Genomic DNA, 19,545 nt, shown 5'->3' with positions numbered 1-19,545 from the left:
TGTGACTCGCTGTCAGCCCTTGACGCAGAGCAGTGTGCTCAGCCGCGCCACGACCGCGACCAGGGGGCTCGGCCCTGTCGCCTGCGCCGCGATGACCGACTCGAGATCCTTGTAGGCAGAGGGGATCTCGTCGATGACGCCGGCGTCCTTGCGGCACTCCACCCCGGCGGTCTGCGCCCGGAGGTCCTCGACGGTGAACTGCCGCTTGGCCGCGTTGCGCGACATCCGGCGACCCGCCCCGTGGCTCGCAGAGCTGAACGACGCCTCGTTGCCCAGTCCGCGCACGACGTACGACCCGGTGCCCATCGACCCCGGGATCAGTCCCAGGTCGCCCACTCCTGCCCGGATCGCCCCCTTGCGGGTCACGACGACGTCCACCCCGTCGTACGTCTCCTCCGAGACGTAGTTGTGGTGGCAGCGCACCGGCTCGTCGAACACGACGTGCGGGAAGTGCCGCGCCAGGACCTCGCGCGTCGTCGCCATCATCACCTCGCGGTTGATCAGCGCGTACTCCTGGGCCCAGTAGAGGTCGTGGAGGTACGCCGCCATCTCGTCCGTGTCGGCGAGGAACACCGCGAGGTCACGGTCGGGCAGCCCGAGGTTGTGCTCGAGCGTCCTGGCCGTGGCGATGTGCCGCTCCGCGAGCTCCTTGCCGATGTTGCGCGACCCGGAGTGGAGCATGAGCCACAGGTGACCGTCGTCGCCCTCGCACACCTCCTGGAAGTGGTTGCCCGATCCCAGCGAACCGCACTGCGCCAGTGCCCGGCCCTGGCGGTCCGCGATCCTCGGGGCGCGCAGCTCCCCGAAGCGCCCCATGAGGCTGTCGAAGCGTGCCGCGAGCGCGCGCTCGCGTCGAAGCACCGGGGCCGTTCCCTCGTGCGCGTGCCAGCCCACCGGCAGGACGGCCTCGATGGCCGATCGCAGCGGGCCGAGGTCGTCGGGCAGGTCGGCGGCCGTGAGGTTGGTGCGGACGCCGGTCATGCCGCAGCCGATGTCGACGCCGACCGCAGCCGGGGAGACGGCGTCGCGCATGGCGATGACCGAGCCGACCGTCGCGCCCTTGCCGAGGTGCACGTCCGGCATGACGCGCAGGCCGTGCACCCACGGCAGCCGGCTGATGGTGCGCAGCTGCTCCAGGGCTGCGGGCTCGACCTGCGCGGGGTCGGCCCACATGAGAGTGGAGGCCTGCGCGCCCGGGAGCGCGACAGGGAAGGTGGTCATGGTCCTCATCCTTTCGTGGTGCCGGGCGGGCGCCCGGACGTCGTGGTCGTACGTTCGTGTCGCCGACAGGGTCTGTCGGCGTGGTGGTATGCCGGGTGGTGGCGTCCCCATGGACCCCACCACCCGGCATACGTCCTCGGTGTCAGGCGCTGCGCGCCGTGTCGTGCGCCGACGGACGCACGTTGCCCGGGAGCTCGGTCGTGGCGCGTCCCTTGGCGAGCAGCTGCCCGCCCCACACGCCCCACTCGAGGCGCTGCTGCGCCACGGCCAGGCAGGCCTCCGTCAGGGGGCATGCACGGCACACCGCCCTGGCCAGCTCCGCCTCGGCCTCGGTGGCCGGCCAGAAGAGGTCCGGGTCCTCCCCCGCGCAGAGCGGCTCGACGCCGCCCGGCTCGAAGGGGTGCTCCGACGCCGCGCGGAAGATCCACGCGTCGAGGCCGTGCGCGCTCCTGGCGGCCGGTCGGAGACCGAACTGTCCGAGGGACTGGGTGCGGGTGATCGTGCGGTTCCTCGTCATCTGGCGGGCTCCTTCCCGAGGTCGGTGACGTGCGTTGCGGACGATGAGGTGGTGCGTGCGAAGTGCAGCTGCGCCCGGGTGGGGACGTAGGGCTCCCAGCGCAGCGGCATCCGTGCCTCGTCGGGGGTTCGGTCGCCCTTGCGGACGTTGCACGGCTCGCAGGCCGCGACGGCGTTGGCCCACGCCGTCGCGCCGCCACGCGAGCGCGGGAGGACGTGGTCCATGGTCGTGGCCGTGAAACGGCCGCAGTAGGCGCACTGGTGGCGGTCGCGGAGCAGCACGCCCTCACGCGAGTAGGTGGCACGGGTGCGCGAGTAGAGCCACTTCTGCTCGACGTAGCGCACGAGGCGCACGACGACCGGCACCTGGTAGGGCCCGAACCGTTCCGTCGCATGGACCTCGACGGGAGTGGCGACGCCGCGCCAGATCATCCGCACGGCGTGCCGCACGGACACGCGGTGCAGGAGCGTCTCGTCGGCGTTCCACACCTCGACCTGTGTCATGACCGGGACCTCCTGTCCGTCGTGTCGTCTCGTGCTTCGTCTCGTGGTGCGCTGCTGCTCGTGGTGCGCTGCAGTTCGTGGTGCGCTGCTGTCAGGCCGACGGGCGGCACGAGAAGAGCCGCCCGTCCGGGTCATCCCGGTGGGCGGCTCGTCGGACGGAACCGTGAGGTTCGTCGCGTCAGCGAGATCGCAGGCGGGGATGCCGTGGCTGGGGGTGCCGGATGCCGCACTCCCCCGGGAACGGGTAGGCCGCATCGGCGAGGCACAGGCTGCGCTTCGCTTCCATGATGGGTCCCGTTGCCATGACAGGCCTTTCGATGACGGACGGTGAGAGGTCTTGGGGCACAGCGGTCGTCGTGCCCCGGTCGATCATGACAGGCGACAGCACCTGTCCGCCAAGGATTTTGCACGGGCCGTCCACGGCGCCACGCATGACGAGGGCCCGGGAGCACGAACCGCCCGGGCCCTCGTCATCTCGTGCGCCGCGCTGGAGGTCGCGACGGGCGAGAGGTGTGGTGGTCAGCCCACCTTGTGCAGCCAGCGCACGGCGGCACCGTCACCGGCATAGCGGAAGACCTCGAGCTCCTCGTCCCACGGGACTCCGAGCAGCAGGTCGATCTCGTCCTGGAGCGCCTCGACGTCGCCGCGCGTGCGCAGGATCGCCTCGCGCAGGCGGTCCTCCTGCACGACGGCGTCGCCGGACGCCGAGGTCATGGCGTGGTGGATGCCGAGGCGCGGCGTGTAGGACCACCGGGACCCGTCGCATCCGGGCGACGGCTCCTCCGTCACCTCGTAGCGCAGGCCGTCCCAGCCGCGCAGGGCGCTGGCCAGCTCGGCCCCGGTGCCGGGGGCGCCGGTCCAGCCCAGCTCGGTGCGCACCATCCGGGGCGCGGCCGGCTGAGGGATCCAGTCGAACGTGACCGGCTGGTCGAGGACGGCCTCGATCGCCCACGTGATGTGCGGGCAGAGCGCGGCGGGGGCTCCGTGTACGAACAGGACCCCACGTGTCGTGGTGCGCGGCATCGCGACAGCCATCCGAACCTCCTGAAGTTGCAGGGACGTCTTCCCCAACGCCTGCTGCTTCACGTGCCGGTGGACTGACTCGGTGGTGCCGGACGAGCGTGCTCGACTCCGAGCACTCGCCCATTGTGCACCACGAGTCTCATCGGCACCAGCAGTCTCAGGAACCGATATGTGGCTTTCGCCCTTCTCAGGTGCCGGCGGGCACGCCCGGAAACAGCAGGACCTCGTCGCCCCGCACCTCGACCTTGTGGGTGCGCACCGGCTTCGTCGCGGGCAGGCACATCGGCTTGCCGTCGCTGAGGCAGAAGCGCGTGGCATGGAGCGGGCACTCGACCTCGCCCGCCTCGATCCAGCCGTCCGCCAGTGACGCGTCCTCGTGCGAGCACGTGTCGTCGAGGGCGTAGTACGTGCCGTCGTCGTCGCGGAAGAGCGAGATCGGCTCGTCCGTGGCCGTGACCGCGGTGTCGAGGACGAGCGCCTCACCGGGCTCGACGTCGTCGACCGCTGCCACGCGGATGCCGTCACTCATGCTTGTCGTTCCTCACGTGCCCGGTGTCGATGGTCACGGCGAGCCTAGAGGTTCGGTCGCAAGCCCCCACGCCCGCCTCCACGACGGTTGCCGGCCGGTCGCTAGACTCCGACCGATCTCGGCGGCCCCGGCCGTCGACGGTCCCGGGGCAGTAGCTCAGCCGGTCAGAGCAGCGGACTCATAATCCGTCGGTCCAGGGTTCAAGCCCCTGCTGCCCCACCGTTCACCGCACGCACCGGCCCGTCGCCACGGTGGGGCTGGCCGGCGGGGTGCGACCGCCGCCGGCCAGTCCTGCACCGGGCGGCCCGCTCACGGGCCGGTCGGCGCCCGGACGGCGTTGAGGGAGAGCACGGACCCCGGGGGTGGGAGTCGGGGCCCGGTGCTCGTCGACCACGAGGGCCGCACCGTCCGCTGGGCCACGCCGACCCTTCTCCCGAGAAGGGGCCTGCGAGGCCCTGGTCCCAGTGTCCACCCGCACCCGCGCGTCCCGGGTGCAAACGGCACAGATCCGGCAGTCACGACATCGTCACGCCGTGCACGGCGACGTGGGCCGGACAGCGGTCGGGGCGGGTCCCGCCGACTCCCCCGGCAGAACCCGCCCCGTCCTCACCCCCAGCCGGCTCCCCCGCCGGTCACGCCCCCGACCCGTCCCCCCACGGTCCTGGTCGGGCTTCCTCCCCCACAACGACCACTGTGCCGTGCGGACTGCAAGATCGAAACCCCCCAAATGCCGTGGTTTCCGCAAGATTGGCGCAAGGGACGCGACGGGATCCGTCGTGGCAGGGCTCCGAGCCCACCGTTCCGCCCGTCGGAGTGGTCACGCCAGGATCCCGTGGCGCCTGGGTCGCCTTCCGGAAGGGTCCCGAGGAGCTGACGGTCGCCGCCTCGGCGCGCTGATGGCGTATGCCGTGTGCTGCGGACGGCGGAGCCCGCCGGTCTCGTGACCGGCGGGCTCCACCGCGTCCGGGTCGCGTCAGAAGCCGGGGAACACCGCCCGCAGCGCGGGCAGGTGCTCGGCGCCGGCGACGTCGGCGGGAGTGTGCTCGGCGTCGAGGCGGCCGTAGACGAGGCGGACCAGCGACTCCGCGGGCAGCACGACGTCGGCGGTGTGCGCCCCGGACTCCGTCCCGACGTCGACCGGCTCGAGGCGGACCGCGTCCGCGTCGACGTCGAGACGGAAGCGACGCTCAGTCCCGAGCGTGCCCACCACCACGGAGGTCGGGCCGACGTCTGTCGACGGTCGGCCGGCGAAGGCGACGGTGCCCGGCAGGCGGTCCACGAGCAGGTCCACGGCCTCGGGCCCCACGGTCGCCTCGGGGTCGAGGACCACCTCGACGTCCCACGTGTGCACGGCGTGCTCGGCGAGCCGGGCTGCGGCGACGCCCGAGAGGTCAGACGGCCCGCCGAAGAGGTCGACCTCGAACGGCGCACCGGACGACGCGACCTCCTCGAGCCGCGCGACGAAGCGGTCGTCGGCCACGACGCTCCCGGTGACCTGGTCGGCCGGCGCCATGGCGTCCCAGCGGTCCCACACGGCCTTGAAGGCGTCGCCGTCCGGGGCGACACCGTCCGCGAGACCGGCGTCGAGGAAGAGGCCGAAGATCTCGGCCTGGCTGCCGAGGTGGGACGCCACCTGGGCGATGCTCCAGTCGGACGGGTAGGCCCTGCTCTCGTACTGCTGCGGCTCGATCCGGTCGAGGACCCCCCGGAGCCTCTCGTGGGACGTGCGGACGGCGTCGATCCAGGTTGCCTGCGGGGTCATGCTGGCTCCATCTGCTCTGCGGGGTACGGTCTCCAACGCCAACCTCGCGACGACGCCCCCGATTCCCGACCCGACGAGAGACGGACATTGTCCCCATCAGTCACATTCGTCACCGATTCCCGACGCATTTTCCCGGGAACCGCCCCTTGCGCAACCGGTCGACCTATGGTGGTGGAGACCGGTGAGTCAGGACGTGGGGGCGTCCGTGGGGGCCTTCCGGTTGCGGCGGTGCGACTGCCGGGAGAGTGTCGAAGGTGACAGCGCGTGTGCCTCGAGGGGGTGGCTTGACGGTGAGAGATGCCAATGAGCGAAGTGGTCCGTTCGTCCTGAACATCAGGATGAGCGGTCGCCTTGTGCCCTTCGCGACGATGGTGCTGCTCTTCGCGCTGCTGCCGTTCCTCGGGGGTAGCACCCCCCAGACCCCGACCGCTTCGGTCGTCCTCGCAGCCGGGTCCCCGGCCGCGGTGCAGGACGCCGTGGCAGCCGTCGGGCAGGCCCGCCAGGAGATGAGCGGCTCGGTCGCCGCGTCGCCCACCGCCGCGCTCGCCCCGGTCGACTCGGCGTTCTCCGCCGCCATCGGTGGCGGCCTGTTCATGTTCCCGGCGATCAGCCTGGCTCCGGCCACGGCCCAGGCCATCGCCGCACCGATCATCGGGCGCCCGCTGTTCATCCACCCGGTCGCCGGTGGCGAGACCTCGCCGTTCGGCCCCCGCATCCACCCGCTTCTCGGGCGTCCGATGTTCCACACGGGCATCGACCTCGCCGCGGCGTGCGGCACCCCGATCCACGCGGCCGCCGACGGCACCGTCATCTACGCCCGCGTGTCGGCGTCGTGGGGCGGGCGCACCATCATCGAGCACAGCCCGACGCTCAAGACGGCCTACGGCCACCAGTCGAAGTTCCTCGTCACCGAGGGCCAGCGCGTCAAGCAGGGCCAGGTCATCGGCCTCAGCGGCACGACCGGGTGGTCGACCGGTTGCCACCTGCACTTCGACGTCATCGTCAACGACCGTTACGTCGACCCCGCCCCGTACCTCGGCTTCGCGCCGTCGGCCACGGCCTCCGTGCCGTATGCCGTCGTCCCGCACCTCGTGCTCGACCAGGGCGGTCGCGTCATCCGCACCGTCGAGGACGGCGACGTGCCGATCCCCGAGGCGACCGAGAGCTCACCGACCCCGACGAGCACGGGCGGCCGTCCGCCGACGTCGACCCCGACGCAGTCCACGACGCAGCCCACGACGTCCACGGGCACGCCGACGACGACCCGTCCCTCGACGACGACGAGCGCTCCCGGCCCGACGACGACGTCGAGCCCGACGAGCACCAAGCCGTCGCCCTCGACGACCACGAGCTCGCCCACCACGACGGTGGCCCCGACGACGCCCGCTCCGACGACGACGACCACGACGACCACGACGACGACCAACCCGCCGCCGAGCACGACGACCACGACGAGCGAGCCGCCGCCCACGACGACGAGCGACCCGCCGCCCGCTCCGTCGTCCGAGGCGCCGAGCACGTCGAGCGAGCCGTCGGCCGCGCCCGTGGCCGCTGACCCCACGCCGACGGCCACGGCGACCGCCACGGCGACCCAGGTCCTCAAGACGGCGACGGAGGTCGCGACCGCGGTCGCGACGGCCAGCGACACGTCCACGAGCGAGCCGACCGCCTCGACGACGGCGGCCGCCGAGGGCGGCGCCTGACCCGGACGTCCGCGGGCTCCTGCCCGGGGCACGGGGGCGCTCGGCGGGTCCGTTCCGGCCGACGCGGCCTGGGCGTCGTCGGACGGGACTCCTCACGATTCGGGCACGCTCGGCGCGGAGGGTGCCCCGCGGTCCCCGGAGCCGATAGGTTTCCGGGATGGACGACGTGAACCCCGACACCGCGGCGCCGAGCGATCGCACCCCGGACACGCCTCGTGACCTGATGGTCGTCATCGAGGGCGTCAACAAGCACTTCGGCGACCTGCACGTGCTGCGCGACATCAACCTCACGGTCGGCAAGGGCGAGGTGGTCGTCGTCCTCGGACCGTCCGGCTCGGGCAAGTCGACGCTGTGCCGCGCCATCAACCGTCTCGAGACCATCGAGTCGGGCACCATCTCGATCGACGGCAAGGCCCTGCCCGAGGAGGGCAAGCCGCTCGCGCAGCTGCGCGCCGACGTCGGGATGGTCTTCCAGTCCTTCAACCTCTTCGCGCACAAGACGATCCGCGACAACGTGACGCTCGGACCGATCAAGGTGCGCAAGAAGTCCAAGTCCGACGCGGACCAGCAGGCGACCGACCTGCTCAAGCGCGTCGGCGTCGAGGCCCAGGCCGACAAGTACCCCGCGCAGCTCTCCGGCGGGCAGCAGCAGCGCGTCGCCATCGCGCGCTCCCTGGCCATGGGCCCCAAGGTCATGCTCTTCGACGAGCCCACCTCGGCCCTCGACCCGGAGATGGTCAACGAGGTCCTCGACGTCATGGTCGGCCTCGCCAAGGAGGGCATGACGATGATCGTCGTGACCCACGAGATGGGCTTCGCCCGCAAGGCCGCCGACCGGGTCGTCTTCATGGCCGACGGCCAGATCGTCGAGACCGGCACGCCGCAGGAGTTCTTCACCAACCCCAGGAGCGAGCGCGCCAAGGACTTCCTCGGCAAGATCCTCACCCACTGAACCGACCCCACCCACCGACCCACTGGACCAAGCGACAGGGCGCGGCACGCAGCACCGCGTGCCGCGTGCAACCACTCAGGGAGGAACCCAGATGAAGGCACGACGAATCGGAGCCGTCGCGGCGGCTGCGACGTTGGCGCTCACGCTCGCCGCGTGCGGCTCCGGCACCAGCGGAGGCGACGCCGGCAGCGGCGACGGCCTCAAGATCGGCATCAAGTTCGACCAGCCCGGCCTCGGCCTCAAGAAGGGCACCGAGTACTCCGGCATGGACGTCGACGTCGCCAAGTACGTCGCCAAGGAGCTCGGCACGACCGAGGACAAGATCACCTGGGTGCAGGCACCCAGCGCCCAGCGCGAGAACCTCATCTCGACCGGGCAGGTCGACTTCGTCGTCGCCACGTACTCCATCACCGACGAGCGCAAGCAGAAGGTCAGCTTCGCCGGCCCCTACTTCGTCGCCGGCCAGGACCTGCTCGTGCGGGCCGACGACACGTCGATCACCGGCCCCGACAGCCTCAACGGCAAGAAGCTGTGCTCGGTCAAGGGCTCGACGTCGGCGCAGAAGGTCAAGGACAAGTTCGCCCAGACCGTACAGCTGCAGGAGTTCTCGGGCTACTCCGAGTGCCTGCCGGCCCTCGCCACGGGCGGTGTCGACGCCCTGACGACGGACGACACGATCCTTGCCGGCTTCGCCGCCCAGCCCGAGAACAAGGGCAAGTTCAAGGTCGTGGGCAAGCCCTTCTCGACCGAGAACTACGGCATCGGCCTCAAGAAGGGCGACACCGCCCTGTGCCAGAAGATCACCGACGCGATCAAGAAGATGCAGAGCGACGGCTCGCTCGACAAGGCGATCGCCGACAACCTCGGACCGGCGAACTACAAGCCGGGCCCGGGCAACCCGCCCACGCCGGCTGCCTGTTCCTGACCCCCAGCCGGTTCGTCGGGTCGTGCGGTCATCCACGGGTGACCGCACGACCCACGACGGTGTGACTCTCCTGCGGAAAGGGGCGTAGTGCTCGACATCTTCGAGAAGTACGCGATCTTCGGCGCGTTCTGGATGACCATCAAGCTCACCTTCTTCTCCGCCATCGGGGCGCTGGTGATCGGCACGGTCCTCGCGGTGATGCGCGTGTCCCCGGTCGCGGTCCTGCGGCGGCTCGGGACCTTCTACGTCAACACGGTGCGCAACACCCCGTTGACCCTGATCCTCGTCTTCTGCTCGCTCGGCGTGCTCTACATCCTCCAGATCAACCTCGCGGACCCGAGCTCACCGACGTCCATCGTCGACAACAACATCCGGTGGGCGATCGTCGGTCTCGCCGTCTACCACGCGGCCTTCGTCTGCGAGGCGCTGCGCAGCGGCGTCAACACCGTGCCGGTCGGCCAGGCCGAGGCGGCCCGCTCGATCGGGCTCACCTTCGGCCAGAGCCTGCGTGAGGTCATCCTCCCCCAGGCCTTCCGCGGCGCGATCGCGCCCTTGGGCTCGGTCCTCATCGCCCTGACGAAGAACACCACCGTCGCGTCGGTCATCGGCGTTGCCGAGGCCTCGCTGCTCATGAGCGAGATCTTCGAGAACGAGACGGCCAGCGTCACGGTCTTCCTCATCTTCGCCCTCGGCTTCGTCATCCTGACGCTGCCGGTCGGCATCCTCTTCACGTCGCTGTCGCGGCGACTGGCGGTGAAGCGATGAGCGCACAGTCCGTCCTCTTCGACGCCCCCGGCCCCCGTGCCCGGCGCCGCCACGCGATCCTCACCGCCTTCGGCTTCGTCCTCGCCGCGGCCACGATCGCGCTCGTCATCTGGAAGTTCCACGCACAGGGGCAGCTCGAGGCCTCGATGTGGACCTCGCTGTTCACCGCGGACGTCTGGACCGCCTACCTGATCCCCGGCCTGATCAACACGCTCAAGGCCGCGGCGATCTCCATCGTGCTCGCCGTCGCCTTCGGTCTCGTCTTCGGCATGGGCCGGCTGTCGCACCTGCGTGCCGTCCGCTGGGTGTGCGGCGTCATCGTCGAGTTCTTCCGGTCCGTCCCGGTGCTGCTGATGATGTACTTCACCTACTTCTACTACTCGAACAACGGTGTCTTCACCAACGCGATCAACCCGCTCGCGGCGGTCGTCACGGGCCTGACCCTCTACAACGGCTCCGTCATCGCCGAGCTCGTCCGCTCGGGAGTCTTCGGGCTCCCGAAGGGACAGGCCGAGGCCGGCCTGTCCATCGGCCTGACCGCTGGCCAGACGCTGCGCTCGATCCAGCTGCCCCAGGCCCTGACGGCCATGCTCCCGGCCCTCGTCGGCCAGCTCGTCGTCATCCTCAAGGACAGCGCGCTCGGCACCGCGGTGCTCTACCCGGAGCTGCTCCAGGCCGCGAAGGACATCGGCACGGCCTACAGCAACACGATCCCGGCGTACATCTTCGTCGCGGTCATCTTCATCCTGCTCAACTACGGCCTCACGGTGCTCGCCGGTCGCGTCGAGCGCCGGCTCAACCGTCGTGGCCGCGGCCCCCGCAAGGCCGCCCAGGCCACCGGGGTGGTCGGCGCCGGCACGGTCGACGCACCCACCGTCGGCATCGCCGGCACGGGCGTCCGCACCGGGGACGCGAACAGCCGCTGAACCACCTCGTCGCAGCACCCGAGCAGTCGACAGCCCCTGACGGACGCAGCCGTCGGGGGCTGCCGGCGTCTCGGTGTGGTGCCGGCCGACGTCGGCGGGACCGACAGCAGTAGGGCCCCGACACCACTGGTGTCGGGGCCCTTCTCGCTGGGCTCCCCCGATTGGACTCGAACCAATAACCTGCCGGTTAACAGCCGGCTGCTCTGCCAATTGAGCTACAGGGGAATGCTGCTGCGCAACCATAGCAAAGCATCAGCGCCGTCGAGAAATCGGGTTCGGCGGGTCGGAGACGACGTCCTGACGAGCCTCCGGGACACCTCGTCAGGTCCCGTCAGAGCCCGACCTCGGAGCGCAGCCGATCCATCCGCTGTGCCGCCTCGCGGGCCACCTGGGGGTCGGTCAGGTCGGCGCCCTTGCCCGGGATCGTCTGCTCGAGCAGAGCGCCGCTGGCGAGGTCCTGACGGATCACGACGCGCACCGTGCGGCGCCCGGCGGTGCGGAACTCGTCGGCGAGCACGACGCTCGCCTGGAGCCGCTCACGCAAGGTCTGCTGCAGCAGCGAGGGCTCCGTCAGGTGCCAGCGCGCAGGGACCCCGCGGTCGACCCAGGTGACCGTGAGCCGGGAGGACTCGCCCTGCCACGTGCCGGACTCGGCCTCGTGCCACGCGCGGCGCCAGACGAGGCCGCCGTCGGCGTCGACGAGGGCCAGGTGGTAGGTCGTCGCGACGACGTGGGCGCCGCTCGTCTCGTCACGGGCCCAGGCGAGCACCTGCTCCCCGCCGTCGAGCGGGACCGCCGCGCGGACGTCAGCGGGCAGCGCCGGTCGACGCCGGCGTTCGAAGAGTGCCATCAGCCCATTCCTGCCTTGATCGCCGCGAGCTCGCGCTGGAGCGTCTGCAGCTGGATGCCGAGCTCACGCGTGCGCTCGGGCGACGGCGTCTCGGCGTGGTCGAGCCGGCGCATCTCGCTCATCGAGTCGGCGATCTGTCGCGTCAGGGCGATGGTGCGCACCCGGTCGAAGAGCTCGTCGACGTAGCGCGACGTGGGCAGCCCCGTCGAGGCGTCCATACGCGTCGGCAGGGTGTCGACCGCGAGCTCGCTGACGAGCCCGGCGACGGGCGAGGGCGCGGCCTCGGTGACGGCCGAGGTCCAGGCGCGCGCGTTGCCCTTGTCGCCGCTGTGGTGCGCGATGCGGATGCCGTCGAAGACCGCGCGGTGCGCCGGCGCCGAGAAGGCCTCGGGCGTCAGCAGGTCGATGGCGCCCGGCTTGAAGACCGTCGGGAACTGGAGCAGGACCTGGAGCAGCTGCCGCTCGGCGTGGACGACGGGATCGCGACGGTCCGGCACGGGCATGCCTCCCCCGTCACCCGCCTGCGGCTCCACGTCGTCGCGTCCGTCGCCACGGTCGCGGCCGTTCCGGTCGGCCCGGTCGGCCCGGTCGGCCCGGTCCGTGCGAGCGTCCTCGTCGACCTTGATCTTGCCGGCCCGGGACACCTCGGTCGCGACCTGCTCGACGTCGAGGCCGAGCATGCCGGACACCTCGCGGGTGTACTCCGGCCGCAGCGACTGGTCGCGGATCGAGGCGATGATCGGGGCCACCGCGCGGACGGCCTGGATGCGACCCTCGGCCGTCGCGACGTCGAAGCGCTTGATCGTCGTGCGCACCGCGAACTCGAACATGGGCACGGCGTCCTCGATGAGCGCCTGCACCGCCGGGTCTCCCCCGGCCTGGCGCAGCTCGCACGGGTCCTTGCCCGACTTCTCGACCGCGACGAACGACTGCGAGGTCCACTTCTCGTCGTCCGCGAAGGCGCGCATGGCTGCCTTCTGGCCGGCGGCATCGCCGTCGAAGGTGAAGATCACCTTGGCCGGGGCGAGGCCGGCCTCGTCACGCATGAGGCGTCGCAGCGTCTTGATGTGGTCCGCGCCGAAGGCCGTGCCACACGTGGCGACGGCGGTCTCGACGCCGGCGAGGTGGCAGGCCATGACGTCGGTGTAGCCCTCGACGACGACGGCCTGGCGGCCCTGCGAGATCTTCTTCTTGGCGAGGTCGAGGCCGTAGAGCACGGTCGACTTCTTGTAGATGGGGGTCTCGGACGTGTTGAGGTACTTCGCCTCGATGCGGTCGTCGTCGAAGATCCGTCGGGCTCCGAAGCCGACGGTGTCGCCGGTGATGTCACGGATCGGCCAGACGAGACGCCCTCGGAAGCGGTCGTAGAGACCCCGCGCGCCCCGGCCGGCGATGCCGCCGGTGACGAGCTCGTCGTCGGTGAAGCCCTTGGCGCGCAGGTGGCGCACGAGGTCCTCGCCCCCACGGGGCGCGAACCCGATGCCGAACTGCTTGACGTGCTCGCTGTTGAAGTCCCGGGCCCGCAGGAAGTCACGCGCCTGCCGGGCGCCCTGGCTGCCGAGGAGCAGCTCGGTGTAGTACTCCTCGGCGACGCGGTGGGCCTCGACGAGGCGGCTGCGGCGGCCGAGCCCCTCCTCGCGCGGCCGGTCGCCGTTCTCGTAGCGCAGCTCCATGCCGAGCTTCTGCGCGAGGCGCTCGACGGCCTCGGAGAAGCTGAGGTGGTCGACCTTCTGGATGAAGGAGATGACGTCTCCGCCCTCGCCGCACCCGAAGCAGTGCCACGCACCCACGGCCGGGCGGATGTTGAACGACGGCGTCTTCTCGTCGTGGAAGGGACACAGGCCCTTGAGCGACCCCGGACCGGCGGAGCGGAGCGTCACGTGCTCACGCACGACGTCCTCGATGGACGACCGCGCCTTGACCGCCGCGATGTCCTCGCTGTTGATCAGCCCCGCCATCTGCCTCCTGTCGCCATCCGTGATTCTAGGTGCTCGGCCTCGAGGTGCCCGTCACCGGCACCACTGGCTGTGGAGCGCGAGCGCCCGGACGTCGGTCAGGGAGGCCACCTGGTCGACGACGACGCGCAGCCGTTCCCCGTCGTCGGCAGCGGCCTCGTGGTCGAGGCGGAAGGCCACGTCGAGGCGCTCCTCGGGCGCGGCGGCATACGCCTCGACGACGGCACGCACGACGTCGCGCTGACCCGACATGATCGCGAGGCGCTCGTCGGTGGTCATGACGAAGTGGTTGGCGATGGCCTTGAGCACGGAGCACTCGGCGCGCGTGCCGTCGGGGACCACGAGGTCGGCCTCGAAGCGGCACAGCTCACCGGGGCCGTGACGCTCGCGCGTGGCCTGCTCGACGACGAGCACGAAGTGGCCGATGAGCCGGCTCGTCATGTCCTTGAGGCGCGCGAGGTCGCCGCGCGAGCCGTCGTATGCCGTGGGCACCGCTCCCGACGCGAGGATGCGTTCCAGCGCGGCCCCGAGCGCGTCGGCGCCGAGGTCGGGCGCGTAGGTGCGGCCCGCCACGTCGATGACGTCGGCCATGTCTCGCGAGTGGAGCAGCCGGGGGTCGATCCAGCCCGAGGCGATGGCGTCCTCGACGTCGTGGACCGAGTAGGCGACGTCGTCGGACCAGTCCATGACCTCGGCCTCGAGGCACCGGCGTTGCGGCTGCGCGCCCTCGCGGATCCACTCGAAGACGGGGAGGTCGGACGGGTAGACCCCGAACTTGTGCGTCTCGTAGGGGCCGTCGCCGCGCGCCCACGGGTACTTCGTCGTGGCATCGAGGCTGGCCCGCGTCAGGTTGAGCCCGGCGGACGTGCCGTCGGCGTGTGCACGCTTGGCCTCGAGCCTCGTCAGCAGGCGCAGCGTCTGGGCGTTGCCCTCGAACCCGCCGATCCCCGAGGCGATCTCGTCGAGGACCGTCTCGCCGTTGTGCCCGAAGGGCGGGTGACCGAGGTCGTGGGCCAGGCACGCGGTGTCGACGACGTCGGCGTTGCAGCCGAGGGCTGCCCCGAACTCGCGGCCGATCTGGGCGACCTCGAGCGAGTGCGTCAGGCGGTTGCGGACGAAGTCGTCGTGGCCGGGTGCGAGCACCTGCGTCTTGGCGGCGAGCCGGCGCAGCGACGAGGAGTGCACGACCCGCGCCCGGTCGCGCGCGAAGTCGTCGCGGTCGGCCCGCTTCTGGGCAGGGTCCTCCGCGACCCAGCGCTCCCGGTCCCGACCCTCGTAGCCCACACCGGAACTCTATGCGGCGAGGCGCAGCCGACCGCGGCGCCGCTCCCGGGGCGCATACTGAGTCATGGAGCCGCTCAGGCTTCCAACCTCAGGAGCGCGCCATGGGCGACAAGTCACCGAAGTCCCACATGTCCACGAAGGCCAGATCGCTCAAGGAGAAGCGTGCCGACAAGCACGCGAAGTCCGCAGCCAAGGACCACACCGAGATCATCCCGCCCAAGGGCAAGCGCTGACCTCGATCTGACACGGGTCTGACACGGGTCTGACACGGGTCTGACACGGGTCTGACACGGGTCTGACCTCGACCCGGCTCAGCCGAGCTCGGCCTGCATGCGTCGCACCCAGGCCGGCTCGGTGCCGTAGCGCTGCATCTTGATGAGGCGCAGGTTGGAGCAGTCGGCGACGAGCTCTGCCATGCGCTTGTCGCGGGTGGCCTCCTGCTTGGCCGTGAGCACCCAGTTCGTCGCGATCTTGCGGTAGGAGGGTGTCGCCCCGTCCCAGAAGGCCGAGGCGCGGGGGTCGGCGCGCAGCATCGCCTCGTAGTCGTCGGACCACGTGAGCTCGCGGTTCTCGTAGGCGTAGATGCCGGAGCGGTCCTCGCGGCGCCTCGAGAAGGCGACGAGCCCGGCCGGACGCATGCGCCCGGCGGCGGTGAGCTCGGCGACGGCGTTGATGTTGATGGCGCTCCAGTTGCTGCCCGGCTTGCGCGGCGTCCACCGCTGGCGCACGGCGTCCTCGTCGATGCGTTGGGCCATCGAGTCGATCCAGCCGAAGCACAGGGCCTCGCGCACGGCCTCGGCCCACTGCAGACCGCGCGGCTCGACGTGCTTCTTGTTGAGGCCCATCCACAGCTCGGTGGCGCTCTCGTGGTGGGCCTCGAGCCAGGCCCGGAAGTCCTCGGCGTCGTCGAAGAAGGTCGCGGGCCGCTCGGCCGATCCGCCCTGTCGCATGCCCCGATCCTGCCATCGGCCACCGACGCTGGGAGGATCGTGCCGTGACCGACCGCATCCTGCTCGCCGCCCGCAACAACGCGCTCTGGTGCGACGCCGTGGCCCGCTCGCACGGCGTCGTGTGCACCCTCGACGACCATGCGTGGACGGCGTCGACGCGCACGCCGCCCTACTACCCCGACGCCGTGACCCTCTCCCCCGAGGTCGGCGAGTACGACGTCCTCGCGCGCGTCGACGACTCCGACGGCTGCTCGGTCAAGGACTCCTGGTCGCGTCTCGACCTGTCGATGGAGGACTTCGCCCGCCTCGTCGTCGGCGAGTGGGTCTGGCTCGACCCGTCGACACCTCCCGTGCCCGCACCCGCGGCGGCGTGGCAGCGCGTCACGACGCCCGACGCGATGGCCGACTGGGTGCGTGCGTGGGCGAGCGACCCCGACGCCGAGGCCATCCTGCGCCCGTCGCTGCTCGACGAGCCCGGCGTCCACGTCCTCGGCGCCCGCGCCTCCGACGACCCCGCTGACGGCACGTCGCCCTTCGTCTCCGGGGCGGTCGTCAACGTGACGGGCGAGGTCGCCGGTCTCGGCAACGTCTTCACGTCCGACGGCGACGTCGAGCGCGCCTGGGGTGCGGCCGCGGCCGCCGCCCGTGGCGTCGTGGGCGGCATGCCCCTCGTCGGCTGGGAGGCCGGGGCGGGCGTCGAGGCCGCCGTCGCCGCGGGGTGCGAGCGGATCGGCCCGCTCAGCGTCTGGCTGAAGTGAGGCTCAGCCGCCGCTGACCGACAGCTCGGCCTCGGCGATCGTGCGCCGGTGCTCCTCGGACAGCTCGCGCGACTCGAGCCAGCGGTCGGGCAGCGCCACGGTGCGCGACGACCCAGCACGCCCGCGCTGGCCCTCTGCGGCCTCACCGGGCCACGGCACGTCGGGGTCGAGGGTCGCGAGCAGCCGGTCGAGCGCGGCCATCGAGTCGACGAGCGCCAGCGAGTTGCGGATCGTCGAGCCGGCCGGGAACCCCTTGAGGTACCAGGCGATGTGCTTGCGGATGTCGCGGCAGGCGCGCTCCTCCTCGCCGTAGAAGTCGCAGAGGTATGCCGTGTGCGTCCGGAGCGTGTCGGCGACCTCCCCGAGCGTCGGCGTCACCCGCGCCGGGGTGCCGGCGAAGGCAGCCGCGAGGTCGGTGAAGAGCCACGGGCGACCGAGGCAGCCGCGTCCGACGACGACGCCGTCGCAGCCGGTCTCGCGGACCATCCGCACCGCGTCCTCGGCCGACCAGATGTCGCCGTTGCCGAGGACGGGGATGCTCGTCACGGTCTCCTTGAGCATCCGGATGGCGCTCCAGTCGGCGGTGCCGGAGTACGCCTGTGCGGCCGTGCGTCCGTGCAGCGCGACCGCGGCGACGCCCTCGGCCTCGGCGGTCAGGCCCGCGTCGAGGTAGGTCAGGTGGACGTCGTCGATGCCCTTGCGCATCTTCACCGTGACGGGGATCTCGCGCTTGGCGCCCTCCTCGACGACGGCGCCGACGATCGCCTTGAAGAGGTCCTTCTTCCACGGCAGGGCGGAGCCGCCGCCCTTGCGGGTGACCTTCGGGACGGGGCAGCCGAAGTTGAGGTCGATGTGGTCGGCGCGGTCCTCGGTGACGAGCATCCGGGCCGCGGCCCGTGCCGTCGCGGGGTCGACGCTGTAGAGCTGGATCGAGCGCGGGTTCTCCTCGGGGTCGTGCTCGATGAGGCGCATCGACTCGGGCGTGCGCTCGACGAGGGCGCGGGAGGTGATCATCTCGCTGACGTAGAGGCTCGTCGCGCCGCTGGCGCCACCGATCGCACGACCCTCGTTGCCGTACTCGCGGCACAGCCGGCGGAAGGCCCGGTTGGTGATCCCTGCCATCGGCGCGAGCACGACGGGTGACTCGATGACGTGGCGCCCGATGCGCAGCGGGGGCAGCACGGCGCCCGTCGTCTCTGCGGGGGCGGCCTCACCGGCCTGCGTCGCGGGGCTCATCACGTCGGTCACGGGCTCGATTGTCCCCGATCAGGCGCGCGGGGCCGAATCGACGTCGGTCCGCACGAAGCCGAGCAGCGCGTCGGCGAAGGCCTCGGGCCGGTCGAGGCCGGACAGGTGACCGGCCCCACGGACGATCTGCTCGCGCGCGCTCGGGCACGCGCGCAGGTAGGCCCGGGCGCCGATCCGCAGCTGGTCGAACTGGCCGTTGAGGAGCAGCACCGGGCAGTGCACGTGCTCGAGCATCGAGGGCCGGCAGTGCGCCATGACCTCCCGCCAGGCCGCAGCCGTCGGCGCGAAGAAGTAGCCACCGGCGATGACCGGGTCGATGCGCTCGGGCGGGTAGAGGCGGTGCAGGACGCGGTCGTTGACCCGCGTCATCCGCTCCGCGCCGAGCCGGTCGGTCAGCGCCGCGACCCCACGGTAGATCGCGGCTCCGGGGCCGGTGGGGACCGCGCTGGACCCGGCGAGGACGAGCCCGGCGAGCGTGTCGGGGCGCGCTGCGGCATACGCCATCGCGGCGTAGCCGCCGAGCGAGTGACCGACGAGCACGACCGGCGTGCCGGTGGGGACCGCGACCACGGCCTCGTCGACGACGTCGACGCAGCGGGCGAGGGTGAACTCCTCGTCCACGCGCGCGCCGTGCCCGGGCAGGTCGACGAGCGTCAGGTCGACGTGGTCGCGCAGGAGCGGCACCTGGGGCGCCCACTGGGTGCTCGACAGGCGCGACCCGTGGACGAGGACCAGGTGAGCACGCACACGGTGAGGATGCCACGATGGCCCGGTGACCCACCTCATCACCGCCGGCCAGCTCGCCCACGAGATCGAGGACGTCGTCGTGCTCGACGTGCGGTGGGCGCTGACGACGGCGAACACCCCCGCGGGCCGGAAGGACTACGACGCCGGCCACGTCCCCGGCGCGTTCTTCGTCGACCTCGACACCGAGCTCGCCTCGCCGGCGGGCGACGGCGGGCGCCACCCGCTGCCGGACCCTGCCGTGGTGCAAACCGTCCTGCGCCGCGCCGGCATCACCGAGCACAGCCGCGTCGTCGTCCTCGACGGCAAGGAGTCGTATGCCGCCGCGCGGGCGTGGTGGGTGCTGCGCTGGGTCGGCATCAACGACGTCCGCGTGCTCGACGGTGGGTACGCCGCGTGGCTGGCGGCCGGGCTGCCGGTCTCGACGGAGGAGCCGGCCGACCGGCACGGCGACGTCGAGGTGCGGCCGGGGCAGCTGCCGACGCTCGACGCGGCGGGTGCGGCCGCCCTGGCCCGGGACGGGCTGCTCCTCGACGCGCGGGCGCCCGAGCGCTACGCGGGCGAGACCGAGCCGATCGACCCCGTGGCCGGGCACGTGCCGGGGGCGGTCAACAGCCCGACGGCCGCGTGGGTCACCGGCGACGGCACGTTCCGCCGCGACCTCGCCGAGCACTGGGCCACCGTGACCGGCGGCGTCGACCCCGGCGACGGGACGGTCGGGGTCTACTGCGGGTCGGGTGTGACCGCTGCCCACGAGATGCTCGCGCTGGCCGAGCTCGGCGTCGACACGGTGCTCTACCCCGGATCCTGGAGCGAGTGGATCCGCGACGCCGCGCGGCCCGTCGCGACCGGCCACTCCCCCGGCTGACCCTCTCCACCCCGCAACACACCGAGCAGGTCACGGCTCACCGCGATCGGATCCCGGCGCGT

General features: G+C 71.7%; 20 protein-coding genes and 2 tRNA genes. 9 read left to right on the top strand and 13 right to left on the bottom strand.

Annotation, left to right across the window (positions count from 1 at the left end; translation table 11 throughout):
- Nucleotides 1-12: 12 nt before the first annotated feature.
- From ACSQ2D_RS08840 to ACSQ2D_RS08820, 5 genes are all read right to left on the bottom strand, one after another.
- Nucleotides 13-1,221 (bottom strand): RtcB family protein, encoded by a 1,209-nt coding sequence (locus tag ACSQ2D_RS08840; RefSeq protein WP_435985581.1) that lies wholly within the window; start codon nucleotides 1,219-1,221, stop codon nucleotides 13-15.
- A gap of 142 nt (nucleotides 1,222-1,363) precedes the next feature.
- Nucleotides 1,364-1,738 carry a WhiB family transcriptional regulator gene (locus ACSQ2D_RS08835; RefSeq protein ID WP_435985580.1) on the bottom strand — a complete coding sequence of 125 codons (375 nt, stop codon included), beginning with the start codon at nucleotides 1,736-1,738 and terminating at the stop codon, nucleotides 1,364-1,366.
- A complete protein-coding gene (locus ACSQ2D_RS08830; RefSeq protein WP_435985579.1) occupies nucleotides 1,735-2,241 on the bottom strand; it encodes an HNH endonuclease in 507 nt (168 codons plus the stop codon). Before ACSQ2D_RS08830 ends, ACSQ2D_RS08835 begins: the two co-directional genes overlap by 4 nt.
- A gap of 519 nt (nucleotides 2,242-2,760) precedes the next feature.
- Nucleotides 2,761-3,276, bottom strand: coding sequence for a DUF3145 domain-containing protein (locus tag ACSQ2D_RS08825; RefSeq protein ID WP_435985578.1), 516 nt, complete (start codon nucleotides 3,274-3,276; stop codon nucleotides 2,761-2,763).
- Nucleotides 3,277-3,451: 175 nt separating this feature from the next.
- Nucleotides 3,452-3,793, bottom strand: coding sequence for a bifunctional 3-phenylpropionate/cinnamic acid dioxygenase ferredoxin subunit (locus tag ACSQ2D_RS08820; protein WP_435985577.1), 342 nt, complete (start codon nucleotides 3,791-3,793; stop codon nucleotides 3,452-3,454).
- A 145-nt stretch (nucleotides 3,794-3,938) separates the two neighbouring features.
- On the opposite strand from ACSQ2D_RS08820, the gene ACSQ2D_RS08815 reads away from it, so the two are divergent.
- Nucleotides 3,939-4,012, top strand: a tRNA-Ile gene (locus ACSQ2D_RS08815).
- Between the two features lie 754 nt (nucleotides 4,013-4,766).
- Here ACSQ2D_RS08815 and ACSQ2D_RS08810 read toward each other — a convergent pair.
- Nucleotides 4,767-5,555, bottom strand: a complete 789-nt coding sequence (locus ACSQ2D_RS08810) for a maleylpyruvate isomerase family mycothiol-dependent enzyme (RefSeq protein ID WP_435985576.1) — start codon at nucleotides 5,553-5,555, stop codon at nucleotides 4,767-4,769.
- Nucleotides 5,556-5,893: 338 nt separating this feature from the next.
- Between ACSQ2D_RS08810 and ACSQ2D_RS08805 the strand changes: the two genes are divergently transcribed.
- The 5 genes from ACSQ2D_RS08805 to ACSQ2D_RS08785 all read left to right on the top strand — a co-directional run bounded on the left by ACSQ2D_RS08805 (nucleotide 5,894) and on the right by ACSQ2D_RS08785 (nucleotide 10,826).
- A complete protein-coding gene (locus tag ACSQ2D_RS08805) occupies nucleotides 5,894-7,258 on the top strand; it encodes a M23 family metallopeptidase (RefSeq protein ID WP_435985575.1) in 1,365 nt (454 codons plus the stop codon).
- Between the two features lie 223 nt (nucleotides 7,259-7,481).
- Nucleotides 7,482-8,210, top strand: a complete 729-nt coding sequence (locus tag ACSQ2D_RS08800; RefSeq protein ID WP_435987838.1) for an amino acid ABC transporter ATP-binding protein — start codon at nucleotides 7,482-7,484, stop codon at nucleotides 8,208-8,210.
- A 91-nt stretch (nucleotides 8,211-8,301) separates the two neighbouring features.
- Complete coding sequence (locus tag ACSQ2D_RS08795) at nucleotides 8,302-9,135, top strand: glutamate ABC transporter substrate-binding protein (protein ID WP_435985574.1); 834 nt, start codon at nucleotides 8,302-8,304, stop codon at nucleotides 9,133-9,135.
- An 87-nt stretch (nucleotides 9,136-9,222) separates the two neighbouring features.
- Complete coding sequence (locus ACSQ2D_RS08790; RefSeq protein WP_435985573.1) at nucleotides 9,223-9,900, top strand: amino acid ABC transporter permease; 678 nt, start codon at nucleotides 9,223-9,225, stop codon at nucleotides 9,898-9,900.
- Complete coding sequence (locus ACSQ2D_RS08785) at nucleotides 9,897-10,826, top strand: amino acid ABC transporter permease (RefSeq protein WP_435985572.1); 930 nt, start codon at nucleotides 9,897-9,899, stop codon at nucleotides 10,824-10,826. Before ACSQ2D_RS08790 ends, ACSQ2D_RS08785 begins: the two co-directional genes overlap by 4 nt.
- A gap of 152 nt (nucleotides 10,827-10,978) precedes the next feature.
- Here the strand turns inward: ACSQ2D_RS08785 and ACSQ2D_RS08780 are convergent.
- The 4 genes from ACSQ2D_RS08780 to ACSQ2D_RS08765 form a co-directional block, all read right to left on the bottom strand.
- A tRNA-Asn gene (locus ACSQ2D_RS08780) sits at nucleotides 10,979-11,051 on the bottom strand.
- Nucleotides 11,052-11,157: 106 nt separating this feature from the next.
- On the bottom strand, nucleotides 11,158-11,676 hold the full coding sequence (locus tag ACSQ2D_RS08775; RefSeq protein ID WP_435985571.1) for a hypothetical protein: 519 nt from the start codon (nucleotides 11,674-11,676) through the stop codon (nucleotides 11,158-11,160).
- Nucleotides 11,676-13,634 (bottom strand): DNA primase, encoded by a 1,959-nt coding sequence (dnaG, locus tag ACSQ2D_RS08770; protein ID WP_435985570.1) that lies wholly within the window; start codon nucleotides 13,632-13,634, stop codon nucleotides 11,676-11,678. Before dnaG ends, ACSQ2D_RS08775 begins: the two co-directional genes overlap by 1 nt.
- A 51-nt stretch (nucleotides 13,635-13,685) precedes the next feature.
- A complete protein-coding gene (locus tag ACSQ2D_RS08765; protein ID WP_435985569.1) occupies nucleotides 13,686-14,915 on the bottom strand; it encodes a deoxyguanosinetriphosphate triphosphohydrolase in 1,230 nt (409 codons plus the stop codon).
- A gap of 101 nt (nucleotides 14,916-15,016) precedes the next feature.
- Here ACSQ2D_RS08765 and ACSQ2D_RS08760 point away from each other — a divergent pair, with 101 nt between their 5' ends.
- Complete coding sequence (locus ACSQ2D_RS08760; protein ID WP_435985568.1) at nucleotides 15,017-15,148, top strand: hypothetical protein; 132 nt, start codon at nucleotides 15,017-15,019, stop codon at nucleotides 15,146-15,148.
- Nucleotides 15,149-15,226: 78 nt separating this feature from the next.
- Here ACSQ2D_RS08760 and ACSQ2D_RS08755 read toward each other — a convergent pair whose 3' ends face one another.
- Nucleotides 15,227-15,865, bottom strand: coding sequence for a YdeI/OmpD-associated family protein (locus ACSQ2D_RS08755; protein WP_435985567.1), 639 nt, complete (start codon nucleotides 15,863-15,865; stop codon nucleotides 15,227-15,229).
- Between the two features lie 44 nt (nucleotides 15,866-15,909).
- Here ACSQ2D_RS08755 and ACSQ2D_RS08750 point away from each other — a divergent pair, with 44 nt between their 5' ends.
- The gene (locus tag ACSQ2D_RS08750) at nucleotides 15,910-16,623 is read left to right on the top strand and encodes a hypothetical protein (RefSeq protein ID WP_435985566.1); all 714 of its coding nucleotides are present in this window, start codon (nucleotides 15,910-15,912) and stop codon (nucleotides 16,621-16,623) included.
- Between the two features lie 3 nt (nucleotides 16,624-16,626).
- Here ACSQ2D_RS08750 and dusB read toward each other — a convergent pair whose 3' ends face one another.
- Both dusB and ACSQ2D_RS08740 read right to left on the bottom strand, forming a co-directional pair.
- Complete coding sequence (dusB, locus tag ACSQ2D_RS08745) at nucleotides 16,627-17,859, bottom strand: tRNA dihydrouridine synthase DusB (RefSeq protein ID WP_435987837.1); 1,233 nt, start codon at nucleotides 17,857-17,859, stop codon at nucleotides 16,627-16,629.
- Nucleotides 17,860-17,889: 30 nt separating this feature from the next.
- Nucleotides 17,890-18,618, bottom strand: a complete 729-nt coding sequence (locus ACSQ2D_RS08740; protein ID WP_435985565.1) for an alpha/beta fold hydrolase — start codon at nucleotides 18,616-18,618, stop codon at nucleotides 17,890-17,892.
- Between the two features lie 25 nt (nucleotides 18,619-18,643).
- On the opposite strand from ACSQ2D_RS08740, the gene ACSQ2D_RS08735 reads away from it, so the two are divergent.
- Complete coding sequence (locus ACSQ2D_RS08735) at nucleotides 18,644-19,483, top strand: sulfurtransferase (RefSeq protein ID WP_435985564.1); 840 nt, start codon at nucleotides 18,644-18,646, stop codon at nucleotides 19,481-19,483.
- Nucleotides 19,484-19,545 lie beyond the last annotated feature (62 nt).

The organism is Terrabacter sp. LjRoot27 (assembly GCF_964254175.1).
Taxonomy (GTDB): domain Bacteria; phylum Actinomycetota; class Actinomycetes; order Actinomycetales; family Dermatophilaceae; genus Terrabacter.
Note: the sequence above shows the minus strand (reverse complement) of the source record. Positions and strands in the feature narration are given on the sequence as shown.